23 protein-coding genes are annotated in these 26,948 nt (G+C 63.8%); 14 read left to right on the forward strand and 9 right to left on the reverse strand.

The features are described 5' to 3' along the window. Window positions 1-43: 43 nt before the first annotated feature. Both U0034_RS03105 and U0034_RS03110 read right to left on the reverse strand, forming a co-directional pair. Window positions 44-1,057, reverse strand: a complete 1,014-nt coding sequence (locus U0034_RS03105) for an ABC transporter substrate-binding protein (protein ID WP_085225630.1) — start codon at window positions 1,055-1,057, stop codon at window positions 44-46. A gap of 136 nt (window positions 1,058-1,193) precedes the next feature. Further along, window positions 1,194-2,150: a helix-turn-helix transcriptional regulator gene (locus U0034_RS03110; protein ID WP_085225628.1), complete on the reverse strand. Its 957-nt coding sequence runs from the start codon at window positions 2,148-2,150 to the stop codon at window positions 1,194-1,196. Window positions 2,151-2,388: 238 nt separating this feature from the next. Here U0034_RS03110 and U0034_RS03115 point away from each other — a divergent pair, with 238 nt between their 5' ends. Further along, on the forward strand, window positions 2,389-3,726 hold the full coding sequence (locus U0034_RS03115) for an APC family permease (protein ID WP_085225626.1): 1,338 nt from the start codon (window positions 2,389-2,391) through the stop codon (window positions 3,724-3,726). Here U0034_RS03115 and U0034_RS03120 read toward each other — a convergent pair. Together U0034_RS03120 and U0034_RS03125 are read right to left on the reverse strand one after the other, a co-directional pair. Next, the gene (locus U0034_RS03120; protein ID WP_233212062.1) at window positions 3,680-4,684 is read right to left on the reverse strand and encodes an aldo/keto reductase; all 1,005 of its coding nucleotides are present in this window, start codon (window positions 4,682-4,684) and stop codon (window positions 3,680-3,682) included. The two genes, U0034_RS03115 and U0034_RS03120, sit on opposite strands and share 47 nt — an antisense overlap. A 49-nt stretch (window positions 4,685-4,733) precedes the next feature. Further along, window positions 4,734-5,813, reverse strand: a complete 1,080-nt coding sequence (locus U0034_RS03125) for a LacI family DNA-binding transcriptional regulator (RefSeq protein ID WP_139831127.1) — start codon at window positions 5,811-5,813, stop codon at window positions 4,734-4,736. A gap of 287 nt (window positions 5,814-6,100) precedes the next feature. On the opposite strand from U0034_RS03125, the gene U0034_RS03130 reads away from it, so the two are divergent. From U0034_RS03130 to U0034_RS03140, 3 genes are all read left to right on the forward strand, one after another. Further along, window positions 6,101-7,648 (forward strand): sugar ABC transporter ATP-binding protein, encoded by a 1,548-nt coding sequence (locus U0034_RS03130; RefSeq protein WP_102623099.1) that lies wholly within the window; start codon window positions 6,101-6,103, stop codon window positions 7,646-7,648. A 16-nt stretch (window positions 7,649-7,664) separates the two neighbouring features. Continuing rightward, window positions 7,665-8,714 (forward strand): ABC transporter permease, encoded by a 1,050-nt coding sequence (locus U0034_RS03135; RefSeq protein ID WP_085225618.1) that lies wholly within the window; start codon window positions 7,665-7,667, stop codon window positions 8,712-8,714. A gap of 96 nt (window positions 8,715-8,810) precedes the next feature. After that, window positions 8,811-9,752 (forward strand): ABC transporter substrate-binding protein, encoded by a 942-nt coding sequence (locus U0034_RS03140; protein ID WP_085225615.1) that lies wholly within the window; start codon window positions 8,811-8,813, stop codon window positions 9,750-9,752. 57 nt (window positions 9,753-9,809) lie between these two features. On the opposite strand, the gene U0034_RS03145 is transcribed toward U0034_RS03140, so the two are convergent. Continuing rightward, window positions 9,810-10,556: an IclR family transcriptional regulator gene (locus U0034_RS03145; protein ID WP_085225613.1), complete on the reverse strand. Its 747-nt coding sequence runs from the start codon at window positions 10,554-10,556 to the stop codon at window positions 9,810-9,812. A gap of 140 nt (window positions 10,557-10,696) precedes the next feature. On the opposite strand from U0034_RS03145, the gene U0034_RS03150 reads away from it, so the two are divergent. The 3 genes from U0034_RS03150 to U0034_RS03160 all read left to right on the forward strand — a co-directional run bounded on the left by U0034_RS03150 (window position 10,697) and on the right by U0034_RS03160 (window position 13,885). Next, window positions 10,697-11,866 (forward strand): fumarylacetoacetate hydrolase family protein, encoded by a 1,170-nt coding sequence (locus U0034_RS03150; RefSeq protein ID WP_085226403.1) that lies wholly within the window; start codon window positions 10,697-10,699, stop codon window positions 11,864-11,866. 68 nt (window positions 11,867-11,934) lie between these two features. Then, window positions 11,935-12,150, forward strand: a complete 216-nt coding sequence (locus tag U0034_RS03155; protein WP_085225611.1) for a DUF3820 family protein — start codon at window positions 11,935-11,937, stop codon at window positions 12,148-12,150. A 145-nt stretch (window positions 12,151-12,295) separates the two neighbouring features. Beyond that, the gene (locus tag U0034_RS03160; protein WP_085225609.1) at window positions 12,296-13,885 is read left to right on the forward strand and encodes a glycosyltransferase family 2 protein; all 1,590 of its coding nucleotides are present in this window, start codon (window positions 12,296-12,298) and stop codon (window positions 13,883-13,885) included. Window positions 13,886-13,962: 77 nt separating this feature from the next. Here the strand turns inward: U0034_RS03160 and U0034_RS03165 are convergent, their stop codons facing one another. The 3 genes from U0034_RS03165 to pdxR all read right to left on the reverse strand — a co-directional run bounded on the left by U0034_RS03165 (window position 13,963) and on the right by pdxR (window position 20,178). Next, entirely contained in the window at window positions 13,963-15,255 is a 1,293-nt protein-coding gene (locus U0034_RS03165; RefSeq protein WP_085225607.1) for a glycosyltransferase family 2 protein, read from the reverse strand. A 595-nt stretch (window positions 15,256-15,850) separates the two neighbouring features. Continuing rightward, entirely contained in the window at window positions 15,851-18,016 is a 2,166-nt protein-coding gene (locus U0034_RS03170) for a M1 family metallopeptidase (protein ID WP_085225605.1), read from the reverse strand. 650 nt (window positions 18,017-18,666) lie between these two features. Then, on the reverse strand, window positions 18,667-20,178 hold the full coding sequence (gene pdxR / locus U0034_RS03175) for a MocR-like pyridoxine biosynthesis transcription factor PdxR (RefSeq protein ID WP_085225603.1): 1,512 nt from the start codon (window positions 20,176-20,178) through the stop codon (window positions 18,667-18,669). A 185-nt stretch (window positions 20,179-20,363) separates the two neighbouring features. Between pdxR and U0034_RS03180 the strand changes: the two genes are divergently transcribed. Together U0034_RS03180 and U0034_RS03185 are read left to right on the forward strand one after the other, a co-directional pair. Continuing rightward, on the forward strand, window positions 20,364-21,119 hold the full coding sequence (locus U0034_RS03180) for an SDR family oxidoreductase (protein ID WP_085225601.1): 756 nt from the start codon (window positions 20,364-20,366) through the stop codon (window positions 21,117-21,119). 145 nt (window positions 21,120-21,264) lie between these two features. Next, window positions 21,265-21,855, forward strand: coding sequence for a TetR/AcrR family transcriptional regulator (locus U0034_RS03185; RefSeq protein ID WP_085226400.1), 591 nt, complete (start codon window positions 21,265-21,267; stop codon window positions 21,853-21,855). Window positions 21,856-21,872: 17 nt separating this feature from the next. Here the strand turns inward: U0034_RS03185 and U0034_RS03190 are convergent, their stop codons facing one another. Then, complete coding sequence (locus U0034_RS03190; protein ID WP_254902542.1) at window positions 21,873-22,004, reverse strand: hypothetical protein; 132 nt, start codon at window positions 22,002-22,004, stop codon at window positions 21,873-21,875. 28 nt (window positions 22,005-22,032) lie between these two features. Here U0034_RS03190 and U0034_RS03195 point away from each other — a divergent pair, with 28 nt between their 5' ends. From U0034_RS03195 to U0034_RS03215, 5 genes are all read left to right on the forward strand, one after another. Next, entirely contained in the window at window positions 22,033-22,236 is a 204-nt protein-coding gene (locus tag U0034_RS03195; RefSeq protein WP_139831126.1) for a DUF6683 family protein, read from the forward strand. 214 nt (window positions 22,237-22,450) lie between these two features. Continuing rightward, window positions 22,451-22,954: a DoxX family protein gene (locus U0034_RS03200; protein WP_199187105.1), complete on the forward strand. Its 504-nt coding sequence runs from the start codon at window positions 22,451-22,453 to the stop codon at window positions 22,952-22,954. Window positions 22,955-23,176: 222 nt separating this feature from the next. Next, a complete protein-coding gene (locus tag U0034_RS03205) occupies window positions 23,177-24,307 on the forward strand; it encodes a substrate-binding domain-containing protein (protein ID WP_199187103.1) in 1,131 nt (376 codons plus the stop codon). Between the two features lie 53 nt (window positions 24,308-24,360). Next, window positions 24,361-25,917 (forward strand): sugar ABC transporter ATP-binding protein, encoded by a 1,557-nt coding sequence (locus U0034_RS03210; protein WP_085225597.1) that lies wholly within the window; start codon window positions 24,361-24,363, stop codon window positions 25,915-25,917. 4 nt (window positions 25,918-25,921) lie between these two features. Next, entirely contained in the window at window positions 25,922-26,947 is a 1,026-nt protein-coding gene (locus U0034_RS03215; RefSeq protein WP_085225595.1) for an ABC transporter permease, read from the forward strand. The last annotated feature ends 1 nt before the right edge of the window (window position 26,948 follow it).

Below are 26,948 nucleotides of genomic sequence, written 5' to 3' on the forward strand. Positions count from 1 at the left end.
CCGCGGCGAAAAGTACGAGAGGCGCGAGTGGCGCGGGGCGGGATTACTTCCCGCTCACGTAGTCGTTCGAATAGGTACGGGCCAGCTCGACATGTTTGCCCTTCACCGACGGGTTGAACGCCGAGAGGACCTTCAGCACCGTGTCGGGGCCATCGGCCGGCATCTTGCCGTCGGCCGTAAACATCGGCAGCGACGCCTTCAGCGCGTTCACATAAAGCGCCTTGTCCTTCTGATAGTCGGCCGGCATCTTCGCCGCGATTTCCTCTGCGCTATGCGTATGGATGAACTGCATCGTGCGCACGAACGCGTGAGCGAGCTTCTTCGCTTCGGCCGGGTGCTTTTCGACCCACTCGGAGCGCACGTAGAGGCTCGATGCAGGGTAGGTGCCGCCAAGCGCAGCCTTCGTGCCGTCCATCGTGCGCATATCGACGAGCACCTTGGCATCGCCCGACTTCTCGAGCGCCGAGACGGTCGGCTCCGTCGTCATGCCCGCGTCGATGCGGCCTTGCTTGATGGCGGCGATGAAGCTCGCGTCGGCGCCCACGGGCAGCATCGTGTACTGCGACGACGCAATGCCCTTGCTCTGCGCGAGATACTGAGTCAGGAAGCTGGTGGACGAGCCGAGCCCCGTCACGCCAAGCGTCTTGCCCTTCACGTCGGCCATCGACTTCAGCGAAGCGGCCGCCTTGGTCGACACCATCTCGACCTCGCCCGGCACCTGGCCGAAAACGACGATGGCCTTCACTTCCTTGCCCTTCGTCTGAAGATCGATCGTGTGATCGTAAAAGCCGACCACGGCTTGCACGGCGCCCGCAAGCAGCTCGTTTTCGGCGTCCACGCCCGCCGGCTGCGAGAGCAGCTCGACATTCAGGCCTTCGTCCTTGAAGTAGCCAAGCTGCTCGGTCAGCTTCGCCGGCAGATAGATGATCTTCGTGATGCCGCCGACCATGATCGTGATTTTCCCGTCATCGGCCGCCGCCGCGTGCTGCGAGGCAAAACCGGCTGCGAGCGCGGCCGCCAACGCGAGGGAGCGAAGTTTACGCAAGGTCGGATACATCGACAGTCTCCTTTGTTATCGCGGGCGCGGGATGCAGCCCTGGACTTGATGAGGCGATTCTAGGGAAGCGAATCTTTCCCCCGCCTTTCACGGGGAGATGCCGGGCATCGGGGATTTCCATGATGGCAGGCCCGTGCTACGGGCCGTTGAGCGCGGCGACACGTTTCGCGAGCTGGCGCAACTGCGCGCGCAGCGCCCCCGGTTCCACGACCCGGACGTGCGGGCCGAGCCGCAGCAACTGCATCGCCGCCTGGCCCGTGTCCTCGATCGGCACGCTGACTTCGCTCCAGCCCTCGCCGTCGAACGGGCCGCATACCGCCTGCTCGGCCGCCGCCGCCCCCAGATGATGCAGGGCGGCCATGCCGTCGCGCGTGACGCGCAGCGTGGCGCGCCCCTTCAGGAGCCCGCGCTCGAAACGGTCGACCTCCTCCGTCCAGATGCGCCGCAGATCGAAATCGGCCGGCCGCTCGAAGCGCTCGTCGAGCACCTCCAGTGCGGTCATCGCCGCCACCTTGAAGATGCGCAGGCGGGCGCCGAGCGCGGCGACGAGGTACCAGTTGCCGGCTTTGAGCACGAGCCCGAGCGGATCGCAGCGGCGCCGGCTCACCGTCTTCCAGCTTGCGTACTGCATCGCAATGCGCCGTTGCTCGAAAACGGCGTGTGCGAGTTGCGGCAGATGCGCAGCCGGCTGTGCGCGCCGGTACCAGTCCACGGGGTCGATATGCAGCCGCGAGCCGATGCGCGAACCCTGAGCGCCCGCATCCGGCAGGGCCGCGACGAGCTTCAACTGAGCCGTGCGCAGCGCCTCGGTCAGCCCGAGTTCGCTCGCCGCACCCGCCAGCCCGCCGATCTGCAGCATCTCTGCCTCGGCGCGCGTCATGCCGGTGAGGTCCGTACGGTAGCCGCCGAGCAACGTAAAGCCACCGCCGGGCCCTCGATCGGCATAGACCGGGATGCCCGCCGCGCTCAATTGGTCGATGTCGCGGTAGACGGTGCGCACGGAGACTTCGAACTCTTCGGCGAGCGCTCGAGCCGTCACGCGGCCGCGCATCTGCAGCAGCAGCAGCGTCGAAATCAAGCGGCTCGTGCTCAAGGCGTCTCCTGTTATTTTGGGGTCGCGCGAAAAAGCGTCGCGCGGGAAATCATGACATCGGATGTCAGCTATCGGGGATTATAAAGAGGCATGCGCGGCGTCAGCCCCGCTCTCCCGATTCCGCGTCTTCACCACCGAGCCAACCGTATATGCGCTTGTCGCCCTTTCCGACTTCCGTTCCGTCTCCGGTTTCGATCCTTTATCGCGGGAGCGGATCCACTCCCGCCGGGAGGCTCGCATGAGCCGCGCGGCCGGCGAGCGGGCGCCGCACGGTAGCCTGACAGTCTGGCAGGGGGCGGCACTTTACGTGGGCGCCGTACTCGGCACCGGCGTCATCGCGCTGCCGGCGCTCGCCGCGAAGGTGGCCGGGCCGGCATCGCTCGTCGCGTGGTTCGCGCTCGTCGTGCTCTCCGCACCGCTTGCGGCGACCTTCGCCGCCCTGGGCGCCCGATATCCGGATGCGGGCGGCGTGTCCACCTACGTCCGCCATGCATTCGGCGCACGCGCATCGGCCATCGTCGGCTGGTGTTTCTACTTCGCGGTGCCGGCCGGTGCGCCCGCCGCTGCGGTATTTGCCGGCGCCTACGTGGCCGATGCGATCGGCGGGGGCAGCCAGACGGTATGGCTCACCTGCGCGGCGCTCATCGGTGCGGTCAGCGCCGCGAACGCGCTCGGCGTCACCGTGTCGGGCCGGCTTCAGGTCATCCTCTCGAGCCTGCTCGTGGCATTGCTCGTCGCGGCCGTGGCCGTCTCGGTGCCGCACGCAAGGCTCGAACACTTACGCCCGTTCGCACCGCATGGCTGGGCAGCCATCGCGCCGGCCGCCGCGCTGCTCGTCTGGAGCTTCGCAGGCTGGGAAGCCATCACGCATCTGGCAGGCGAATTCCGCAACCCCGCGCGCGATCTTCCGCTCGCCTCCGGCATCGCCGTGATGGTCGTCGGCGTCCTTTATCTGGCTGTCGCGGGCGCGAGTGTGCTCGTGCTCGGCCCGTCGGCCGGCGAGGCAGGCGCGCCCCTTGCGCAGTTGCTCGTGATCGGCATCGGCGGGCAGATCCGGATCGTCGCGGCGCTCGCGGCGCTGCTCCTGACGCTCGGCACGATGAACGCGTACTTCGCCGGCGCGGCCAAGCTCGGTGCCGCGCTGGGCCGCGACGGCGCGCTGCCGTCATGGCTGGCCGCGGGGAGCCGGGCCGGGGATGTGCCGCGCCGCAGTCTGGCAGTGATTGCGGGATTGTCGGCGCTCGCGACAGCCGTCGTGGCCGTTGCGAACGTGGGGCCGCAGCCGCTCGTCATGCTGACGACGGGCTCCTTCGTCACGGTCTATGCGCTGGCCACGGCCGCGGCGCTGAGGCTGCTGCCGCGCGGCAGCGGCGCATACTACTGCGCGCTCGCCGCACTGGTGGCGGTGATCGCTCTATGCGTGGCAACGGGATGGTTCCTGCTGTGGCCGCTCGCGATGAGCGCCTGCGCCCTGCTCTATCTGCAATGGGCGAAACGTCGATCGAAAGCGAGCGACGGCTGCGACGGTGCTACGCCGGCACCGGCGCCCCTTGCGGCACGAGACCTTCCTCCTTGAGCGCCTGCCAGAATTCGCGCGGAACCGGCGCCGTCATGGCCGCGCAGTTCTGCCGCACCTCATCGGCATTGCGGGCCCCCGCAATCACGCAGGCCACCACGCCCGGCGCCTTGCAGAACTGCAGCGCGGCGGCCTTCAGATCGACGCCGAATCGTTCGCAGTGCGAAAGAAGCCGTGCACGACGCGCGAGCATGGCCGCATCGGCCCGTGCGTACTCGAACGTGTCGCCGCCCGCGAGCAGGCCCGAGTTGTACGGCCCGCCGACGACAAGACGCGCTCCGCGCGCCTCGCAGGCCGGAATCAAGGCGTCGAGCGCCGTCGTATCGAGCAGCGTGTAGCGTCCGGCGATCAGAAAGACATCGGGATCGGCATCGGCCAACGCCATCAGGCATGGCTCGACGCGGTTGACTCCGAGCCCCCAGCCGCCGATCACGCCTTCGTCGCGCAAACGCGAGAGCGCCTTCATCGCGCCGCCTGCCGCCGTGCGATAGTGCTGCCGCCACAGCGGCCCGTGCGTATCCTCGGCGACATCGTGGATATAAACGATGTCGATGCGGTCGAGCCCGAGCCGCTCGAGGCTCGATTCGATCGAACGCCGGGCGCCGTCGGCCGTATAGTCGTATTCCACGCGATACGGCAGGCCGCCCACATAGCCGTGCTGCGTTTCGGGCACGGAATCGTCGGCTATCAAAAGACGTCCGACCTTCGTCGATATGACAAACGCATCGCGCGGATACGATGCGAGTGCGCGCCCGAGCCGCCTCTCCGACAATCCCATGCCGTAAAACGGCGCCGTGTCGAAATAGCGAATGCCCGCGCCCCATGCCGCGCTCAACGTCTCCTGCGCGGCTTCGTCGGTCACCCTCGAAAACAGGTTGCCGAGCGGCGCGGCCCCGAACCCGGCCGGCCCCGGTATGGCCACACGCCGCCGGAATTGCTGCAACGAATCTGTACTCACGTCCGATCGCCTCGCATCGTTATCGTCATCGACTCTCGACTGCCCTGCTTCACGCGTGCGACAACTGCGCGGGCTTGGCCCCACGGGCCGCCTTCGCGCGCTTTGCCCCTGAACGCGCCCCATCGGCCGGCGCCGCACACGACTGCCGAATCACGAGTTCGGGATCGAATACGACGTGGCGAGGCGTGGTCTGCAATCCTTCGATACGCTCGACGAGCATGTTCAACGCCGCGCCGGCCATTTCGTCGACGGGTTGGCGCACCGTGGTGAGCGCGGGCGAGAACGCCGCGGCCCACGGAAAATCGTCGATGGCGGCAACCGAAATATCGGCCGGGCACGACAGACCCGCTTCGGCGATCGCGCGCATGGCGCCGATCAGCATCTGGTTGTTCGTGGCGAAGATGGCCGACGGCCGTTGCGCCATGCTTACGAGCGCCTGCGCGGACGCATACGCGTCCTGCTCGCCGAACGCGCCTTCGCGCACGAGTTCCGGCACCGGCTCGAGGCCTGCCCCGCGCAATGCCTCGACAAAGCCGGCAAGGCGGTCGCGCCCCGGTACGAGATACTGCGGCCCGGACAGAATCGCCACGCGCGTATGCCCCAGCGCCAGCATGTGCTCCATCACGACGCGCGACGCGGCCACGTTGTCGAGCACGACCGAATCGTAGACATCGGGTCGGATGATGTGGTCGACCGCGACGATCGGCATGATGCCGACGTCGTTGCTCAAATCGTTGTAGCTCTCGTCAGGGCCGGCGGCGCAAATGATCGCGCCGACCGCGAGATGCGCACGCAGCATCTGCAGATACCGCCGCTCCTGCTCCAGATCGCGCTCGCTGTCGCACAGCAGCACCGCGTAACCGAGCGCCCGCGCGCGCTTTTGCACCGAATGCACGAGCTCCGTGAAAAAAGGGTTGGTGATATCGGGCACGACGAGACCGATGAGTTTCGTCGCACCTTTTTTCAGACTGCGCGCAACGCTGTTCGGCGCATAGCCGAGGGCCGCGACGGCCTTGTGCACGCGGTTGGTCAGATCCGGGCTCACATAAGCCGAGCCCGATAGCACTGCCGACACGGTGGCCAGACTGACTTCCGCCAGCCGTGCCACATCCTTCATCGTTGCAGCCACGTTCAGTTCCGGTTTCGATAAGCGGGAGAAGCGCCGCGCGAGCGCGCCGTCGAGCGGTGCGCGGACGCAATGTGCTGCGATGATAGCCGCATTCGATCCGTTCTGGCAAAACGTTTAGCAAAACGTTTCGCTGGCTGCCGCGCCATGGTTAACCCGCAACTGCCAGCAATCCTGTTGACATCGAAATGCGTGCCATCTAGGCTCACGCCGAAACGTTTAGCGAAACGTTTCGTCCGCGGAGCCGACGAGCTCTGCCCGGCAAGCGAAACACGAACCGGATGGCAGACATGAGTGAGACAGACCGCCACCCCGGCGAGGCCGCCGCCCGCCCGCTGGTGTCGATCCGCAATTTGAGCAAGTCATTTCCCGGCGTGCGTGCGCTCGACAATTGCCAGTTCGAGCTGCTGCCCGGCGAGGTGCACGCGCTGATGGGCGAAAACGGCGCCGGCAAGTCGACGCTGATGAAAGTCCTGTCCGGCGTCTACCAGAAAGACGAAGGCGAGATCCTCGTCGATGGCAAGCCCGTCGACATCCCCGATCCGCGCACGGCGCAGGCGCTCGGCATTGGCATCGTTCATCAGGAATTGAATCTGATGAACCACTTGAACGCCGCCCAGAACATCTTTATCGGACGGGAGCCGCGCACGGGCTTCGGCCTGTTCATCGACGAGCGCGAACTCAACCGCCGCGCCGAAGCCATCTTCGCGCGCATGCACCTGAAGCTCGATCCGCGCACGCCCGTCGGCGAACTTACCGTCGCCAAACAGCAGATGGTCGAGATCGCAAAAGCGCTCTCCTTCGATTCGCGCGTGCTCATCATGGACGAGCCCACCGCCGCGCTCAACAACGTCGAGATCGAAGACCTCTTTCGCATCATCCGGCAGTTGCAGGGTCATGGTGTCGGCATCGTCTACATTTCGCACAAGATGGACGAGTTGCGGCAGATCGCGAACCGCGTCACCGTCATGCGCGACGGCCAGTACGTGGCCACGGTGCCCGCCGCCACCACGCCCGTCGACACGATCATCGGCATGATGGTCGGCCGGCAGTTGGACAGCGCGCCGCGGCATCCGAGCCACAGCTCCCAAAACGAAATTGCGCTCGAGGTGCGCGGCCTCACGCGCGGTACCGCGCTGCGCGACGTCGGCTTCACGCTGCGCAAGGGGGAGGTGCTCGGTTTCGCGGGGCTCATGGGCGCCGGACGCACCGAAGTCGCCCGCGCGATTTTCGGCGCCGATCCGCGCGAAGCCGGCGAAATCTTCGTGCACGGCAAACGCGTATCGATCAGGACACCCAAGGATGCCGTGCGGCACGGCATCGGCTATCTGTCCGAAGACCGCAAACACTTCGGGCTCGCAACGGGCATGGACGTAAAGGCGAACGTCGCGCTGCCCAGCATGGCGCAATTCACCGCGTTCGGCCTCTTCCTCGATCATGCGGCGATCTCTCGCGCCGCCACCGATTACGTCAGGCAGCTGCGCATCAAGACGCCGTCCGTCGACCAGCAGGTGCGCCTGCTTTCGGGCGGCAATCAGCAGAAGATCGTCATTGCCAAGTGGCTGCTGCGCAACTGCGACATTCTCTTTTTCGACGAGCCCACGCGCGGCATCGACATCGGCGCGAAGACCGAAATCTACAAGCTCATCGACGCGCTCGCCGCCGAAGGCAAGGCCATCGTCATGATCTCCTCCGAACTCCCGGAGATCCTGCGCATGAGCCACCGCGTGCTCGTCATGTGCGAGGGCCGCGTAACCGGGGAGCTGACGGCGGCCGAGGCCACGCAGGAAAACATCATGCAGCTCGCCACTCAGCGCGAGTCCGTAGTCACCGAATGAACCGACGGAAGCGACCATGGCAAATACCCCACATCCGATGCCCCCGGCCGAGCCGGCTCTGCCGATGACGCGCGAGCGGCCGCTCGCGGCCTTGCGTGCAAGACTCTTTCATGCCAGCGCGCGCCAGAAGGTGCTGGCGTTCGCCAGCCTCGTCGTACTCATCGTCTTTTTCGGCTTCGCATCGCCACAGTTTCTGCAGGTCGACAACCTCGTCAGCATTCTGCAGGCAACCGCCGTCAACGGCGTACTCGCGATCGCCTCCACCTTCGTCATCATCACCGGCGGCATCGATCTGTCGGTCGGCACGCTCATGACCTTTTGCGCCGTGATGACGGGTGTGGTGCTCACGAACTGGGGCATGCCGCTCTACCTCGGCGTCCTCGCCGCGCTCGGCTTCGGCGCGCTTTGCGGCTCCATTTCGGGCTTCCTCATCGCGAAGCTGCGCATCCCGCCCTTCATCGCCACGCTCGGCATGATGATGCTGCTCAAGGGACTCTCGCTCGTGATCTCGGGCACGCGCCCCATCTACTTCAACGACACGCCGGGCTTCACGAGCATTTCCCAGGACTCGCTGATCGGCAACCTCATTCCGTCGCTGCCGATTCCGAATTCGGTGCTGATCCTGTTCGTGCTTGCCGTTCTCGCGGCGGTCGCGCTCAACAAGACGCTGTTCGGCCGCTACACGTTCGCGCTCGGCAGCAACGAAGAGGCGGTACGGCTGTCGGGCGTGGCCGTCGACGCCTGGAAGATCGCCGTCTACACCGTTGGCGGCGCCATCTGCGGCATCGCCGGACTGCTCATCGCCTCGCGTCTGAACTCGGCGCAGCCAGCCCTCGGCCAGGGTTACGAACTCGACGCGATCGCCGCCGTCGTGATCGGCGGCACCTCGCTTTCGGGCGGCACCGGCACGATCACGGGTACGATGATCGGCGCGTTCATCATGAGCGTACTCGTCAACGGGCTGCGCGTGATGTCGGTCGATCAGGAATGGCAGATCGTCGTCACCGGCGTGATCATCATCGCAGCGGTCTACCTCGACATGCTGCGCCGGCGCAAGCAACGCTAATCACCACCGCGCTCGCGGTAGCGGTAGCAGCAAGCGGCACGGCCGCGCGGCGCAAGCCGACGCGGCCGTCCATTCAACCAGAGAGGAGACGTGAAGATGACGAAACCACGATTGATCGGCGCGGCGCTCGGGCTCGCCCTCGCAGTCGGCTTCAGCACCGGCGCATCGGCTGAAGAGCCCTATATCCCGCTGATCTCGAAAGGCTTCCAGCACCAGTTCTGGCAGGCCGTCAAAAAAGGCGCGGAAAAAGCCGGCGAGGAGTATCACGTGAAGGTATCGTTCGAGGGCCCCGAAACCGAAGCAATGGTCGACAAGCAAATCGACATGCTCTCGGCCGCGCTCGCGAAGAAGCCCGCCGCGATCGGCTTCGCCGCGCTCGACAGCAAGGCCGCCATTCCGCTGCTCAAGAAGGCCCAGGCCCAGAAGATTCCCGTCATCGCGTTCGACTCCGGCGTCGACAGCGACATCCCGCTCGCGACGACCGCAACGGACAACAAGAAGGCCGCCTCGCTCGCCGCCGACAAAATGGCGGCGTTGATCGGCGATGCAGGCGAAGTCGCGCTCGTCGTTCACGATCAGACGAGCCGTACCGGCATCGACCGGCGCGACGGCTTCGTCGATCAAATGAAGGCGAAGCATCCGAAGGTGAAGATCGTCGATATCCAGTACGGCGGCGGCGATCAGCTTAAATCGACCGACATTACCAAGGCACTGCTGACCGCTCATCCGAACTTGAAGGGCATATTCGGTGCCAACGAGGGCTCGGTGATCGGCGTCATTCACGGCGTGAAGGAGATGAAACGCAAGGTCGTGATCATCGGCTACGACTCGGGCAAGGAGCAAAAGGAAGCGATCCGCTCCGGCATCGAAGCGGGTGCGATCACGCAGAACCCCGGCGGCATCGGCTACGAAACGGTCAAGGCCGCCGTCATGGCGCTCAAGGGGCAGAAGCTGCCGAAGGTCATCGATACGGGCTTTTACTGGTACGACAAGTCGAACATCGACGATCCGAAAATCGCCTCGCAACTCTACGACTGAAGCCAGTCAGGCGCACGGGCTCGCGCGAGTCCGTGCGCGCGGGCAAAGCCTCGTGCCCTACGCCAAGCCCCCCATTCGGCTAGCAACGCGCACGATCGCGGTCGCGATCTGCTTTTCGCGGCGGGCGTCGAGCCGCGCGAGCGGCACGCTGGTGCTGACGGCCACCCGCTTGCCGAGCGGCGTCACGCCCACATAGGCCGCAAAACAGGTCAACCCGAGGCTCACCTCCTCCCGCTCGACGGCCAGCCCGCAGGCGCGTATACCGGAGAGTTCGCGCAGCAAGACGGCGCGGCGCGTCGTGGTATTCGGCGTCATGGCTGCGAGCCGTTCGGGCAGCAACGCGATAACCTCTTCGTCGGAGAGGCTTGCCAGCAACGCCTTGCCGAGCGCGCAGCAATGCGCGGGCAGGCGCGAGCCCAGATCCGAGACGAGCCGCACCGGCCGCTGCGCATCTTCGCGCGCGATGTAGACCACCTGCGCGCCGTCGAGCACCGCCAACTGAACGACCTCATTGTGTGCCGCGACGAATGCCTGCGCCTCTGCCCGAAACGCCGCCTGCAGCCCGTCGTGCCGCACGTAGGCGCTGCCCAGCTCGAACAGCTTCAGGCCGATGATGTAGCCGTCCGCCCGCTTTTCGATCCAGTGACGCTGCGCGAGCGAATCGAGCAGCAGATAAAGCGTGCTTCGCGAAAGTCCCGTGGCCTGCATCAGCGCCGCCGCGCGCACCGGCCGCGACGCCTGTGCAAGCAGCTCGAGCACTTCGTGCGCGCGCCGCAACGCGGGCACCTCGTACGCTTCGCTCACTGCCGGCCTCCTTCCCGCTCGTCTTGCGATGGTTGCGATTGTCCAATAGGTTGAACATCTAATCAATATCGTGGACACACCGCCGGAGCCTGACTACGATCGACGCACCTCCAACATCCGACATGCCGCAGATCCCGACCATGCAACCGACGCCACGCTCCTGCCTGCCGCAAGACCTCGACGACGCCACCCTGATCGGGCGCGTCTGGCGCCCCGCCCCCCACGATGGCCCGTCCGTCGTCGCGATTCGCCGGAAAGAAGTGTTCGACATCACCGCCACAGTGCCCACGACCGCCGACCTTTTCGATCGGCCGGATGCGGTGGACGTGGCACGACATGCGCCAGGCGAGTCCCTCGGTCCCGTCGAACCGCTGCTCGAAGCCAGCCTCGCGAACGGCCCCGTCTTGCGGCTGCTGGCACCTTGCGACGTCCAGGCGATCAAGGCCTGCGGCGTGACGTTTGCCGTGAGTCTGCTCGAACGTGTCATCGAAGAACAGGCAGGCGGCGACGCCAGCAAAGCGGACGAGGTGCGCAAGCTCATGGTGGAGCTGATCGGCACCGATCTCGCCAGGATCAAGCCCGGCTCCGAAGGCGCCATGCGGCTGAAAGCCGAACTGATCCGGCGTGATGCCTGGTCGCAATACATGGAAGTGGGCATCGGCCCCGACGCCGAGGTGTTCTCGAAATCGCAACCGATGTCGGCCGTTGGTCTCGGCGCACCCGTCGGCCTCTATCCCACTTCGAACTGGAACAATCCCGAGCCCGAGATCGTGCTCGCCGTCAACAGTCATGGCGGCATCGTCGGCGCGACACTCGGCAACGACGTGAACCTGAGAGACATCGAAGGCCGCTCCGCGCTGCTGCTGGGCAAAGCCAAGGACAATAACGGCTCGTGCGCGATCGGCCCGTTCGTGCGCCTGTTCGACGAACATTTCACGCTCGATACCGTGCGCCGGGCGAGCCTCGCGCTGCGCATCGAGGGAAGTGACGGGTTCGTGCTCGAAGGGGTGAGCCATATGACGGAGATCAGCCGCGACCCAACGGACCTCGTCGGCCAGACCTGCGGTGCGCACCATCAGTATCCCGACGGGTTCGTTCTCTTTCTCGGCACGATGTTCTCGCCGATCAAGGACCGGGACGCGCCGGGTGCCGGCTTCACCCATCACATGGGAGACACGGTGACGATCTCGACGCCCTCGCTCGGCGCGCTCGTCAACACGGTGGCGCGCAGCGACGAAATCGCACCCTGGACGTTCGGCGTACGCGCGCTTTACCGCAATCTCGCGCGGCGCGGCTTGCTGCAGGCTTGACGAGCGCGCTCGTGCGTTGCTTGTGAACCGCGCGCGACGGCGGTCCCGGAATCGGGGAGAATGCCTCGATGAACGCACATGACCTCGAGCGGCTCGTCACCGTGGCGATGCCCTACGGCAAGTACAAGGGCCGGCTCATCGCCGATCTGCCCGGGTACTACCTGAACTGGTTCGCCCGCGAGGGCTTCCCTCCCGGCGAAATCGGCCGTCTCGTCGCCCTCATGCAGGAACTCGACCACAACGGCTTGCGCAGTCTGCTCGATCCGCTGCGCAAGCCGCGCTAACGCACGTGGCCCGACCGCCCCCGAACATCCGGCTGGGATTGCCGTGCCTGCGGCACGGCAATTCGCTTTTTTGCCCCGAATTTAAACGGTGGCATAATTTCAAACGGCGGATGCGGCGTTCACCGCGGCCCGAGTTTTCTCGGGCATGCAATTCCAAAATTTCGACGAGTGTGTCTTTTATCTGCCCGGGCGGTTTCGTGCAGCGGATCCAGTTATCCCTCCAATAATTCAATATATGAGTCCGGATACTCTACTCACCATTTGCATACCGAGCTACAACCGCGGCCCGCGGGTCTACTCACTGGTGTTGTTTCTCGCCGGCATCCTGGGTGACAGACTAGGGACCGACGTCGAAATCCTGGTTGCCAACAATTGCTCGACCGACGATACCGAAGCGTTGCTCGCGCCGCTGTGCCGCCCGGGCCTGCGCGTGCACACGCATGCGGCACACTACCCGAGCGCGGAGGAGAATATCTTCAACTCGCTCGAGTTGTGCACGGGGCGCTATGTCTGGTTTCATGGAGACGATGACATACCGACCGCCGAGGGCATCGAACTGCTGATGGATAATATCCGCTCCGATGCCGCGGATATCTTCTGCTTCAACTCCGCCATGATCAATTCATGGGGCGAAGCGGTGAACTCAGGCATTCTTCCGATCAATCGACCATACCTCGACGTCGACGCGGCCGCGTCGGCGCAGGTTCTGGGTTTTACGTTTTATATGGCGGGAATTACCAATCTGGTGTTCCGCCGTGACATCGTCGACAAGGAAACCGCTTACCGGGCATATCGCCTGCAACCCATCTACTCGCATGTGGCCTGGGTATATGTTTCCTTTCGCGGCAAACGCATGCGGATCGTCAACTATCCACTCGTGCATTACCGGATGAGCGTGCACGAGACCGTCGACCACTTCCGGAATTACGCGAAGAAGCACAACATCAGCGATCACATGATCTGGGGCTTCGGTATGGTCCGGCTTCTTGCTTTCATGGTGGATGAAGGAGCATTGACGCCTGCCGAAGTCGGGCGAATCGTCGACCTCAGGCCGGACGGCTCCCGCGTCAGCCTCGTCGTCGCGACGATGCAACGAATGTACGAGCAGTTGATGGCGAGCGTGGCAAGGGCGGAAGAACGCAGCAAGGTCCCGTACGAGGAGTTCGTGCGGGCACGCGATTTTCTCTATCGCGTCGATCCGATGAGTTTCGACCTGCTCCGCGTTCTGGAGGAGCTATACCGGATCGGCGAACATCCGAAGAGCCGTGCAAGAATCGCGGAAATCCGCGAGTCCTTTTGCCGGATGCTGCATGCGCAAGATCGGGAGGTACTCTACCGTCTGTTCTTTGCGGGCCAAGCTTACGGCTATCACATCTATCGCTGCCTCACCGGCTATGTGGCGATCTCGCCGCAGCGGCTGCGGGAACGCGAAGAGATACTGCGCTGGGCGGACCCGCTGGAGAGCGTACCTTACGCATTCTGCGATGCCGACCGCAATGTGCTGATCGCGCGGATAGAAGCGTACGTCAAAGCTCGCGGCAATGCGGCAGAGAGCGATCCGACCGATCGAAACCCCGAGGCGGCACATCTGCTGCACTCGATTTCCTCGACACTGCACGGGATAAATCACACCACGCATAGCGCGGTAGAAATATATCGCCAATCATCGGCCGCATCGCGCGTCCTTTGGAAGGTGTTCGCGCGCATCGTCCGCAAACTGCGCCGCCTCGGATGACGCGGTTCGCCGCGCGCCGGAAGTCGACCTGTTTGCCGGCTCACGCAAGAGAGCCGGCGGCTGCGAGACTCGCCGAGTCAGGGAACGACGGGGTACCCACGCGTCGTCTTGGAGGGGGTACCTGCATCGAAGGATATGACCGCTCGCGACGGATCGCTGAGCGCAAGACGGTTGTCGAAAAATTGCCTTTCGTATTCGATCAGCGCCCGCGTATACCGCTCGATCATGCGATCCATTCTTCGCAACAATATATTCGACACGATCCACAGCCGGAGCCTCGTCAACGCCCGACTGCCGGAAAGCGCCCAAAAAGCATAGACCAAAGGCCGGGACGGCTTCCTTTCCAACAGCGCCAGTAGCCCCGCCAGGATGGACCGAAGACCGCGGTCCGTTTCCGGCACAAGTGCGGCAATACGCCTCATATCGGCAAGATCGAACAGGACAGGCGCGGACGCTTGTCGGACATTGTCGATATACACCCGGATCTGGTTGATCAGCATCCCGCAGATAAAGGCGCCCAAGACGCTATGCTTGACCTGCCAGTTCGTCTTGCTGATCTCGAGTTCCTCGAACGTCAGCAACTCCGATAAAGCGACACCCGTCTTGCGCGAGCCTTCGGCCAACAACGCCGCGAGGCCGGTCGTAAAAGGAAAAAATACGGGCTTGGCCTTCGCAACGCTGACATGCTCGAAGCGCTCCAGCTCCTCGTCGAGCGTATTGCTGTTGTAGATGATGACCGGCTCGGGCATGAAGGCCACCGGGCGATCATGATACGCAGCAAAAAAACTCACCGAATGGCTGTAAATCGACGATATCTCCTGAAACCGTCGCCAATCGACACTCATGATCCTCGTCTTACGGAAGCACAGGCACGAAACAGTGGTCGTCGCACTGATCAAGCCGAAATCGCGGAACATGTCCAAGCCTTTCTTGTAGCCGATCAGAGGCGATGGACTGTGACAATACCTATACTCCCGGCTCTCGATCTTCCCACGCAGGTTCATGAGAATGAAATCGAATTGCGCCTGCTCGAGAATAGGCAGAAGACGCTCGAAGGCATCGTCGATGACGATGTCATCGTCTCCCAATGACCAGACGTAATCGGCTCGGGCATACTGCAGCGCGTTGAAAAGGCTCTCTTCCGCCGTAAGGTATTCCTTTTGATGAACCTGATAGCGGACATAGCTCAGGGTCCGGACATACTCCTCGGCCACCGCCTTCGTATCGTCGCGCGAACAATTATCGACACAGACGATCTCCACCCCCGCTTCGCATTGCGCTCGCTCCACGGCTCGTCGCAGGGACTGCAACAATTCGCGAAGACGCGCCGCTCGGTTCCTGGTGGGGATGACAATGGAGAGAATGGGCATCTTAGTAGACTTATAAAGGCCAGTAAAAAACCAGACGAGCTGATTGTTTTTGGCAAACGGCTACCTGTGCCTCCCCGGAGAACATCGCGCTGCGGTATATCGGCACTCAACCGGAGAAAAAGGAATGTGTCGCATTCCGGGCTTGCTCGAGCCCGACGCGGCGCCGTAGCGGTAACAGTAGCGGCAAGGGGTCGTACGAGCCGCCAGGCGGCTCCGATCAGCGGGCCGCATGCGCCAGGAGCCCGCAATGCCGTTGTTTGCGAAATCTGCCTGCGCGACCGTCAATGGTGCGCGCCCCGAGCAGAATCCCCGTGGTCCGACGTTCATCCCCATATATTCCCCGCGTTGCTCTATAGAGCGACCGACTTTCAGAGGTCTGATATTTTTTCTACATCGTTACCAAATATTACACGCCGCCGATGACAACGCAAGGCCTACTGTAAAAATAGAGCTTTCACCCAATACAGGCAGCGCTCCCGATCGCCGAAAACGGGGCGCTCCTTTCAAATATTGAGCAAGTGCTTGGTTTCAGTTGCAAAGCAACGGCGCCAGCCCCGTTGCTTCCGGGAACTGGCGCCGCCGTGTGCGAGGGGGATTACTTGGACTCGCGTTTCGCCTTCAGCCGGCCTTGGTAATGCATCGGACGCCGGACGACAGGCTCCAGCGCCGACGTATCGAGCCGCAGCATCCGCAGCGCCACGCTCGGCGCCACGTTGATCGAATCGATGGCAGTGGCGCGCGACTGGTCGGCAAGACCGTTGTCGACGAGCAGATGCGTGCCGAGCTTGAGATTCGTCAGACGAGCCGGATCCTGCAGCGCGCTCGCTTGCGACAGCAGTTGCGTCCAGGCGTTGTCGCCGTAATTAACGACGTAGTAATCCTGCCCGGTCGGGTCCGCGAGCACCGCACCGCATCCCGGGAGCCGCACCTGCATGTCGGTGCCTTTCATGGCGAACATCGAACGGCTCGCAAGATTATCGCCATAGGCGAGCGTCAACGGAATCGTCCATTGCGTGCCCGGATAACGGTTCTGGTTCGGGAACGGCTGCTGTTTGAGCGTAACCACCGTTTGGTTCGTCGTCAGATCGCATAGGGTGTTGAGCGAAATGAGCGGAACGCCCGTCTGCCGCACGAAACTATCGCCGATCGCCGTCATCGACTGACCGCTCGCGCGCGAGAGCTCGTCCCACAGCCGTTTTGGCGTAACGTTGCCGAGCGCATAATCGGCCAGGTACTGTTGAAGTCCGCTGCGCATGACCTCGTCGCCCAGGTAGCCCTCGATCATCTTCAGCACCTGACCACCCTTGTCGTAGACGAAGGTGCCCGCATCGATCACGAAGTCGTTCGAGGCCCAGGCGTTGAAATTCGGCTGCACCGGGAACGAGGTCGACTTCAGGTCCGCCGCGATGACGCGGTACTTGTTCTTGACTTCGCTCTCCCAACTGAAGCGATCGGGGAAGAAGCGGATTTTCGTCTTGTTCTCGAAGAACGTGGCGAACGACTCGTTGAGCCAGACGTCATCCCACCAGTCGAGCGTGACGAGATCGCCGAACCATTGGTGCGCGACTTCATGCGTGATCACGGTCACCCCGTAGTTCGACATCGGCGAGCCCGGCTGCGGCAAAATGTCGTCCGCGAACTCGAGAATGGCCCCCCAGTTCTCCATGCCGCCGAAGTTCAAGTCCTTCTCTTCCTTGAAGGCGTCGTTGGCGGCCACCGTGTCGAACTTCGTGAGGGGCAGCGGGATGCCCGTATAACGATAGTAGTAATCGAGCGCCTGCTTTGTCTGTTCCATTGCCGGCTTCGCCCAGTCGCGCATGCCCGGCGGCGTGAAGACGCGCAGGTGCAGCCCCTTGCCGTCGGGCAGCGGGCTCGCAAAATCATCTTCGAGCACATCGAACTTTCCGCCACCGAAAAAGAGCAGGTACGACGGCATCGGCGGCGTCTTCTCGAAAGACACGCGCTTGTAGCCACTATCCACATTCACCGACGGCCGCTCCGCCGCATTCGAGACCACGCGCCAGGCTTGCGGCACATCGGCGCTGACCTCATACGTCGGACGGAATGCGGGCTCGTCCCAACCGGGGAACCACTGCCGGGCAAGATCGGATTCGGCCTGCGTCAGAATCGCGCCGCTCGTCGTACCGTCGGTGCTCTTCAAATCGACGCGGAAAATGCCCTCCGCAGCGGAGCAGCCAGGGTATGGATCGTTCCCGCAACTGCCGCCCGTCTTCGTGACCGGATCGTCGTAGCTCTTGAAGTTGATGATCCCGCGCCATTCCATGTGCAGCGAATAGGTGCCCGCCGCGATCAGTCCGCTCGCGGGCCGCAACTGATAGTAGTCGCCGTCGTCCTGCGGCGTGGCGATCAGCGGGACGTTGCCCGGCTGCAGCGCGATCGTACCGTTGACGAACTGCAGCCGATGCGCCGCGACCACGATCGACGTCACCGGCTTGAGCACCTTGATCTCCACATCCGCCCGCCCGTCGAATGCGGAGAGATCGGCGTTTGGCCGGAACCAGAGCCTGTAATTGACCGGCATGACCGTATCGGGCATCTCCACGGGCGAGACCGTCTTGTCCACGCCGGGCGTTGCCGCGACCGTCGTCGCCGGCACGATCGCCGACGGTTGCGCGGACGACGTGCCACCGCTCGCGCGCGAAACAGCTGTCTGCGAGCCGTCACCGCCGCCGCATCCCGCAAGCGCAAGCAGCGCGGCGATCGATATGCAACCTATTTTCCATCCGAAATGGGAGCGCATAGAAATCCTTGAATGAGAAAGTAGATGACGTTGTTCATTTGCGATTTCTTGTTATCTCTCTCACTCGCCGGCGGACAAAACGACGCCGCGCAAGCAAACCCGTAGCTCGCGACACAGAGGCTTAGCCCCTGGACTGCCATCCATCGATAACGATTAATCCGATCCTTCGCCCATCAATTAGGATTACTAAAAATATGGACTACGAATATCCGCACTACCAGAAATACTGGGTGCGGCATTTGAGACGGAGTTCACCACGCGGCCGACGGGCGCGCGTGCAGCGCCCCCCTCGTTCGCTCGCCGCATGCGCGGCGATGTACGCAGATTAGATGGAGTTTTGTTGTGCTGTCAACTTTCTTTCAAATCATTTCGGATTGACCGAGCGCATCCTCGAACAACGGATCTACGCATCGATTATCCGCACCTGCCGCAATGCCCGTTTATTACTTATCGCGCGAATTTCGCATATAAATTTTTCCGCCACCTGCCAAAAATAGGAGCCCCGGTCGCATCGGCCCCGGCGAGAAACATTTGCTCACAATTATTCCCGACTTATTGCATATCGAATAAGCTGGACAAACCGTTTTGCCGCATCCATGCCTGGTCGCGAGATAGGCGGGCGGGGAGGTATTGCCTTCCCCCGGCGCGATTCAGGCGTCAAGGCAGCTGCGCAGTGTCCGGGCGAGACGGCCGGCATCGCGCGCATCGCCCACGTTGGCGAAACCCATCACGAGGCCGCGCGGCGTGCGGCGCGCGCGGCTGTTCGCGTACCAGGTCGAAAGCGGCAGTACGTACAGTCCGGCCTCGCGTGCCCGTGCCGCGACCGCGACGTCATCGACCGGTCCGTCGGGTCCCTCGGTAAACGTCACCGCAAACTGAATGCCGCCCGAGGGCGGATCGACGTCGAGCCGTGTGCCGAAGGCTTCTTTCAACGCATTCACGATCAACATGCGCCGCTCTCCGTATAGCGCGCGCATTCGCTTCAAATGCCGCGCAAAATGGCCCTGCCCGATGAAATCCGCCGTGGCGGCCTGGAGCAGCGTCGGCGAGCCGGCATTCATGCTGTGAGCAACGCGCGCGATGCGCTCGATCGCGCGCCCGGGCACGACCACATAGGCGAGCCGCAATCCCGGGAACATCACTTTGCTGAAGGTGCCGCAGTAGATTACGCGGTCATGGCGGTCAAGGCTTTTCAGTGCCGGCAATGGCCGGCCCAGATAGCGGAACTCGCTGTCATAGTCGTCTTCCAGGATCCAGCTCGACGATCGCTCGGCCCAATCGAGCAGCGCGATGCGTCTCGCGAGAGAAAGCGTATGCCCGAGCGGGCTCTGGTGCGAGGGCGTCACCAACGCGAAGCGCGCCTGCGCGCAGAGTTGCTCGCCCCGCTCGACATCGATGCCTTCCTCGTCCACCGGCACGGGAACGAGCTCCATCCCCGTCTCGGACAAGAAACTACGCGCAAGCAAATAGCCGGGATCCTCGAACCACATGCGGTCGCCGGCACTCGCCAGACTGCGCAGCACGAGTTCGAGCGCCGCCCGATAGCCGGCGGTGACGAACACCTGCTCGGGCAGGCAGCTCACGCCGCGCGACAACCCGAGATAGGTCGCGATATGCTCGCGCAGCGGCGCATGGCCCGCGGGATCGGGGTAAGCCAGCGCCGCGCGCTCGCCGCTGCGCGCCCGGAACGAAACGAGACGATTCCAGACTTTGCGCGGGAACGCATCGAGCGCCGGCAGACCCGGCTGCAACAGACCGGGCTCGCCGCTCATCGCGACAGCGAGGGCTTGCTGCCGCCGTGCGGGCGGCACACGGTGCGAGATGTCCGGTGCAGGCGCCTCGCCCGCGGCGGCGCGCGGGCGCGCGCTTTGCCCGCGCGGCCCGCGCATCACGGCCTGAGGCAACGAGGGCGAGACGAACGTACCGGCCGCGCCGCGCATTTGCAGGTACCCCTCGTCGACGAGAATCGTATACGCCAGTTCCACGGTGCCGCGCGCCGTATTGAGCTGCGTGGCAAGCCCCCGCAGCGCCGGAACCCGATCGCCGGGGCGCAGATGCCCCGCCGCGATGGCGGTTCTGAAGCGATCGCAGATCTGAAGATAGATCGGCAACTGGCGTTGCCGATCGATTTCCATCGTCAATTCGGGGGGCTGGACGGTCATGGCGGCCTCGGCGCTGCGCGCTCAACGTTACTTGGACTAGTCGAGTTTCCAAATCTTGGCACTTATCGGTAGTCCATCATTCTTTCACAATAGCCTCACGCAATGCGACGAAGGCGAACGCTCTCGCGCGAAACCGGGCCGTCAGCGCTGCGCGCCATCATTCACTGCCAGTGGGAGAACATGCCATGAAGATTGTCGTAATCGGTGGTTCCGGATTGATCGGCTCACGTCTCGTGACGCTGCTCCGGGAAGCGGGCCATCAGGCGGTTGCCGCATCGCCGCGCACCGGCGTCAATACGATCACGGGCGATGGTCTGACGCCCGCGCTTGCCGGCGCCGATGTCGTCGTGGACGTGGCGAACGCGCCAGTGTGGGAACCCCAGGCCGTGCTCGAGTTCTTCCGCACTTCCGCGCGCAATCTTGGCAAGGCCGAAGTAGCGGTGGGCGTGCGCCATCATGTCGCGCTGTCCATCGTCGGCACCGACCGCATGCCCGACAACGGCTATTTCAGGACCAAGGTCGCGCAGCAAGAAGCCATCGTTGCCTCCGGCGTACCCTACACGATCGTGCGGGCAACGCAGTTCATGGAGTTCATCGGCGGGATTGCCGATGCGGGAACGGAAGACGGCGCGGTACGCATCGGCGACGGGCTGTTTCAGCCGATCGCCGCCGGCGACGTCGCGGCGATACTCGCGCAAGTCGCGCTCGCCGAGCCCCTCGACGGCACGATCGACATCGCCGGGCCGGATCGCGCGCCGTTTGCCGACATCGTCGCCCGTTATCTGAAGGAGATGGGCGACGCACGTACCGTCGTCACCGATCGCGAGGCCCGCTACTTCGGCGGCCGGGTGGAAGCGCTATCGCTCGTGCCGCTCGGCGATGCCCGGATCGGGCGTACCGACCTCGGCCAGTGGCTTGCCCAAGCCGGACGCGCGGCGTGAAAATTGCGTGCATCCGCGCCTGCAAGTGCGGATGCACCTCACGCCACGGGGCGCAAAGATGCGCCGCCTGCCCGAGCCCTCGGGCAGCGTCGGGCCTCCGATGGGCGGCAGTGCTAAGATGCCGCCAACGCTTCAGGAGGTTCCGATGCGCGAGAGCAAGCGCCAACAGTTGGTGGACAAAGCCAGCGAACTCTTTTCCAAATACGGCTTCCACCCTGTCGGCATCGACTGGATCATCGACGAGTCGAAAGTCGCGCGCATGACGCTCTATCATCACTTCTCGGGTAAGGAAGATCTGATCCGCGAGGTATTGGAACAACGTTACACGCTGATCATGGACAGCATCGCCGAAAACCTCGCGCCGATGCCCGATGCCACTGCCCGCCTGAAAGGCATTTTCGACTGGTACGGAACCTGGTTCCGCACACCCGAGTTCTCGGGCTGCCTGTTCGAGCGCGCACTCGCCGAATTCGGTGCCTCCGCCCCCAGGGTGACGGAGGTCGCCATACGCTATCGCGCCGACCTGCTGGCCATGATCGAAAAGCTGCTGGACGAGATCGTCCCGTCGGCTGCGGCGCACCGGCTGGCGGGCGTATACGTGATGCTGCTGAGCGGGGCCACGGCCGATGCACGCGCAGTCGGCGATCCTCGCGCCGCCTCGCATGCATGGCATGCAGCCGAAGGGCTGCTCGAGCAGGCAAAAGCCGACGCGCAGACAACGCGCGAAGCGCGCTAAAAAGCGACTGCGGCCCGTCACTCCAGTGGCTTGAGCGCCTTCGGAATCGAATAGCCCGCACCGTCGCATACGACACGGTGGGTCGTGCGCGCCGCATGGTCCTGCCGCTCGTCGCACTGGCCGTCGTTGCCGGCGGTGGCTGTCGACAAAGACGACGTTTGTGCAACGAGAATGTCGGTGTCGGACGCGGAGAAGCAACGCCAGGCCGAAACGCTCGGCCATCTCGCGATGCTCGCGAAAGCTGCGGAGCGGGACCTCAAAGCACGAGGCGATCAAACCGGTCTCACCCGGCTTCGCGAGGACGTTCGACGCAGCGCCATCAAAACGATCGGCGTGGACGTCGAAGGCTTGCGTCTGACGGCCAACGGGCTGGGGCGATAAACCGGTCGCGCGGTTGCACCGCCGTTCGACGCGCGCCACTCGAAACGCCGCGCAAACAGCGCGTATTTCAACGCGCTGCGCGACGGAAGATTGTTGACACGGGTTGAATGCCGTTTCCAACGCACGCCATTTATCGACCCGTCGCCGCCATCGATAATTCCTGCTCCGGACTCGCCGACGCCGCGCCCCGATTGCCGGCAATGGAGCATTCGACATGAAACGCAATCCCTTCACCGCTTCCACCCGCGATTCCGAAACCCGGCAGCGCCTGCTGTTTCCATTCATGGTCAACGTCTACGAAGCCGCCGAACCCTTCCTGTATGCGGCGCTCCGTTGCGGATTCGGCCTCATCGTTTTCACGCATGGCCTGCCGAAATTGTTGGGCACGTCGCACGGGTCCATGGCGGACCCGATGCAAGGTTCGATCGATCTGATCCGAAACGCCATGGGGTTGCCCTTCGCACCGGAACTCGCGTTCCTGGTGATGCTGCTCGAAACGTTCGGCGCGCTTTTCCTTGCGGCGGGCCTCGTCGTGCGCCCCGTTGCCCTCGCGATCATGCTGGAGATGGTGGGAATCAGCTACGCATTGGGCCCCCGATGGCCGTGGATAGACCGGGGTATCGAATACCCCGTGCTGATGGCCCTCTTGGCCGCCTACATCGCTGTGCGCGGCGGCGGCACCTACGCGCTGGACAAGCTCGCGAAACGGGAATTCTGAAACCGGATGCCGCGTCCGCCCACCAGCCTGGAACCCTCGGGGTACGCCCCAGCTTGACGACGCCTGAACTCGAATGGCCCCTGCTATGCCGATAGAAGCGGTGCGTCCGATAGCGTCCCATTTAGTGGGTAGCGCTATCTTATGCCTTGACAGGCCGAATGCCGCTCGCCCAGACTCTCCCCGTCGGAGTATGGCGTTCATCTGGTCAATCAAGGAAGATCAATGAAAAGCATGCTGAAGATTCTGCGTCCCACGGCAGCGGGAATGTTGATATCGGTCGCGTTGTCGACGCAGGTCTCGGCAGCCGGTCCCAAGACCGTGAGCGGGCCGGGCACCGATCCGGGCTGCTTCAAACCCGAATCCGCCAGCACGAAATACTTCCAGTGGCCCGCCAAACAGGGCCCCTACCGCATCGCGCTCGTCAACGGATTCATCGCCAACGACTGGCGCGTCCAGATGATCCGCGTCGCCAAAGCGTACGTGGCGCAGCCCGCGGTGAAAAAAGACATCAAGGAATTCAAGGTCGTCTCCGTCGGCCAGGACATCTCCGCACAGATCGCGGCCGCCAATAACTTCATCGACCAGGGCTTCGACGCGATCATCGTCGACGCCAACAGCGCCGCGGCGTTCAAGGGCGTCGTGCACAAGGCCAACGCCAAGGGCGTGGTCGTCGTGTCCTTCGACAATGTGATCGACAGCCCCGATCAGATTTCGGTCAACGTCAACCAGATCGGCCTCGGCGAGATAGCCGCCTCCTTCTTGCTGAAGGAGGCCAAAAAGACGGGCGATCTGACTTTCCTGCACGTGCGTGGCCCGTCCGGCCAGCCCGTCGATCTCGCGCGCGACAAAGGATTTCACGGCGTGCTCGACAAGTCCGGCCGCAAGGTAAAGGTGGTCGACGTGATCGGGAACTGGGCGCCGGGCGACTCGCAAAAGGCCACCGCCGACGCGATTTCCGCCGGAGGCGTCTTCGACGGCATTTATGTCCAGGGCGGATCGCAAGGCGCGGTGCAGGCCATGCTCGATGCCGGCAAATTCAAGGCACCGGTTTCGGGCGAAACCGAGAACGCTTATCGCATGCTTTGCGACAAGGCCAAACTCACCTGCCAGTCGGGCGGCACAGGCCCCGCACAGAGCGCCGTGGCAATCAAGACCGCGCTTGCCGCACTGCACGGCGACGTGATTCCGCAAAGCGTTGCGCTGCCCACCTCGATCGACTATTCGCCGTTCACGCCGGGCAAGGACGTCTTCCCCAGCCTGCCGGGAAGCTTCTTTGCAGGCAATAACTTCCCGAGCTGCAACATCGGCTTCTCGGCCGAGGAAATCGCCACGCAAACCGGCACGAACAACTGAACCGAACGCAGCGGCGGCGGCCAGACCGCGCCGGCAGGAGGAGACGCAAAGCGATGGTCGAGCAGACGTCCGGCGCACCCCCTCTGTTGCGCGTGGAGGGTGTGTCCAAGCATTACGGCGGCGTTCGGGCGCTGGAGAACGTCCAGTTCTCGTGCCGCGCGGGTTCGATTCACGCGCTCATCGGCGAAAACGGCGCGGGCAAATCCACTTTCATCAAGATTCTTTCGGGCGTGGTGCAGCCCGACAGCGGGCGCATCTTCCTCGACGGCGTGCCGGTCGGCTTCGCCACGCCCGGCGCGGCGGCCGACGCCGGCATCTCGTGCATCTTTCAAGAGCTTTCGCTGCTGCCCGATCTGAGCGTGGCGGACAACATCGGCATCACGCACCCACCGCGGCGCTTCGGGCTCATCGACCGCGCCGCCCAGCGGCGGCGCGCGGAAGAAATGCTCGCCCGCATCGGCGGAGAGGACATCCATCCCGCAGCGCCCGTCGGCACCCTGCCGCTCTCGCGCCAGCAAATGGTGGAAATTGCCAAAGCGCTCGCGCGACGGCCCAAAGTCCTCATTCTCGATGAAGCGACCTCGGCATTGACCGCGGCCGACGTGGCCAAGGTGTTGACGCTTCTGAAACAGCTGCGTGCCGAGGGCATGGCGATCATCTACATCTCGCACCGGATGCACGAGATTGCCGAACTGGCCGACGACTGCACCGTTTTTCGCAACGGCCGCTACATCGAAACGTTCAAAGCCGGCACCAAATCGGACGAAGCCATCGTCGAGATGATGATCGGCCGGGAGTACTCGAGCGTTTTCCCTGCTCTCGGCGGCACGAAGCGCGATGGCAAACCGGCGCTGGCGGTGCGCAATCTGTCCTGGTCCAGCGAGTTGAAGGACGTGTCGCTCGACGTACACCCCGGCGAAGTGGTCGGCCTCGGCGGCCTCGATGGCCAAGGCCAGCGACAGTTCCTGCTCGCGCTCTTCGGTGCGCTCATCGGTGTGGGGGGCGAGATCGAATTAGCCGGCCGCCCGGTAAAAATCACGAGCCCGCGCCACGCGAAATCGCCTGAATTGGGGCTTGCGCTGATCCCCGAAGATCGAAAGAACGAAGGGCTGATGCTGCCGATGACGGTACGCGAAAACCTGTCGTTCGCCGCACTCGATGCGGTGAGCCGGTTCGGACGCATCGACCGCCGGGCCGAAGCGCAGCGCGTGGATGCGCTGATGCGGCAGCTCTCGATCAAATCGAACGGGCTGGACGGCCCCGTGGCCGCGCTCTCGGGCGGCAACCAGCAGAAGGTCGTGATCGGAAAATGGCTGATGACGAAGCCGCGCATCGTCCTGCTGAACGACCCGACGAGAGGCATCGACGTGGGCACGAAACAGGAGATCTATCAGTTGCTGCGCCGGCTGGCCGAAGAGGGCACCGCGATCCTCTTCTACTCGACCGACTACGACGAGTTGATCGGTTGCTGCGACCGGGTGGCCGTCTTCTACGACGGCACTGTCAGCCGCATGCTGGAGGGCGCCGAATTGACCGAGCACAACCTGATCGGCGCCGCGCTGAATCTGACATCGACGGCCGAGCGGTCCGCCTCCAACGTGGCAAGGTAACCCGATGAAAACGATCGAGACACAGGCGCCTGCCGTAACGGGTACCCGTCGCCCCGGCTATTGGCGATACTGGTTGGCGGCGCAGCGCGGCCCGCTCGTTGCGGTGGCGATCTTCGTTGCCATGTTCGGCGTATATGGCGCGGCTCAGCCAATCGGGCTCAGTGCCGACATCATCAACACGGCGGCGAACAAAGGCGCGCTGTTGGCGCTCGTGGCAATGGCTCAGACGCTGCCGGTATTGACGGGCGGACTCGATCTGTCCGTCGGGATGATCTTCATGCTGGCCAACTGCCTCGCATCCACCCTCGTCACGGGCGATGCGCTCACGAGCGCATTCGGCGTGGCGAGTGTGCTGGCCGCCGGGCTGCTGTGCGGCCTCGTCAACGGGTTGATCGTCGTCTATGGCCGGCTGCAGCCGTTGATCGCCACGCTCGCGACGAGCGCCATCTATTTCGGTATCGCACTCGCCTTGCGCCCGCAGCCCGGCGGCGACATCAACGGCGACCTCGCCGAGCTGATGACGCGTTCCACCTATGGCATTCCCTCCTCCGCTCTGCTGGTCTTCGCCGCCGTCGTCTGCGTCTGGCTGCCCTACCGGCGCTCCACGCTCGGACGGGCCGCCTACGCGGTCGGCTCCTCCGAGCAGGCGGCCTACATGTCCGGTGTTTCGATCGCACGGGCAAAGCTCGGCGCCTATACGCTTGCGGGATTCTTCGCGGCGCTGGGCGGCCTTCTTCTCACGTGCATCACGTTCTCCGGCGAAGCGCGCGCCGCACTCGGCGGCGACTACACGCTGAACTCGATCGCGGCGCTCGTGATCGGCGGCACATCGCTCTTCGGCGGGGCGGGCGGCGCAGTCGGCTCCATCTTCGGCGCATTCGTGATGCGCACGGTGGGCGATCTGCTCATCGTCTTCAACATCAATCCCGTTTTGCAGCCGCTCTTCGTCGGGCTCGTATTGCTCTTTGCCGTCAGCCTCGGTTCGCTGCGTCTGCTGCGCGTTCGCAACAAGCTGGACCTCTACCGTTAGT

This window comes from Trinickia caryophylli (genome assembly GCF_034424545.1).
In the GTDB taxonomy this organism is placed as follows: domain Bacteria; phylum Pseudomonadota; class Gammaproteobacteria; order Burkholderiales; family Burkholderiaceae; genus Trinickia; species Trinickia caryophylli.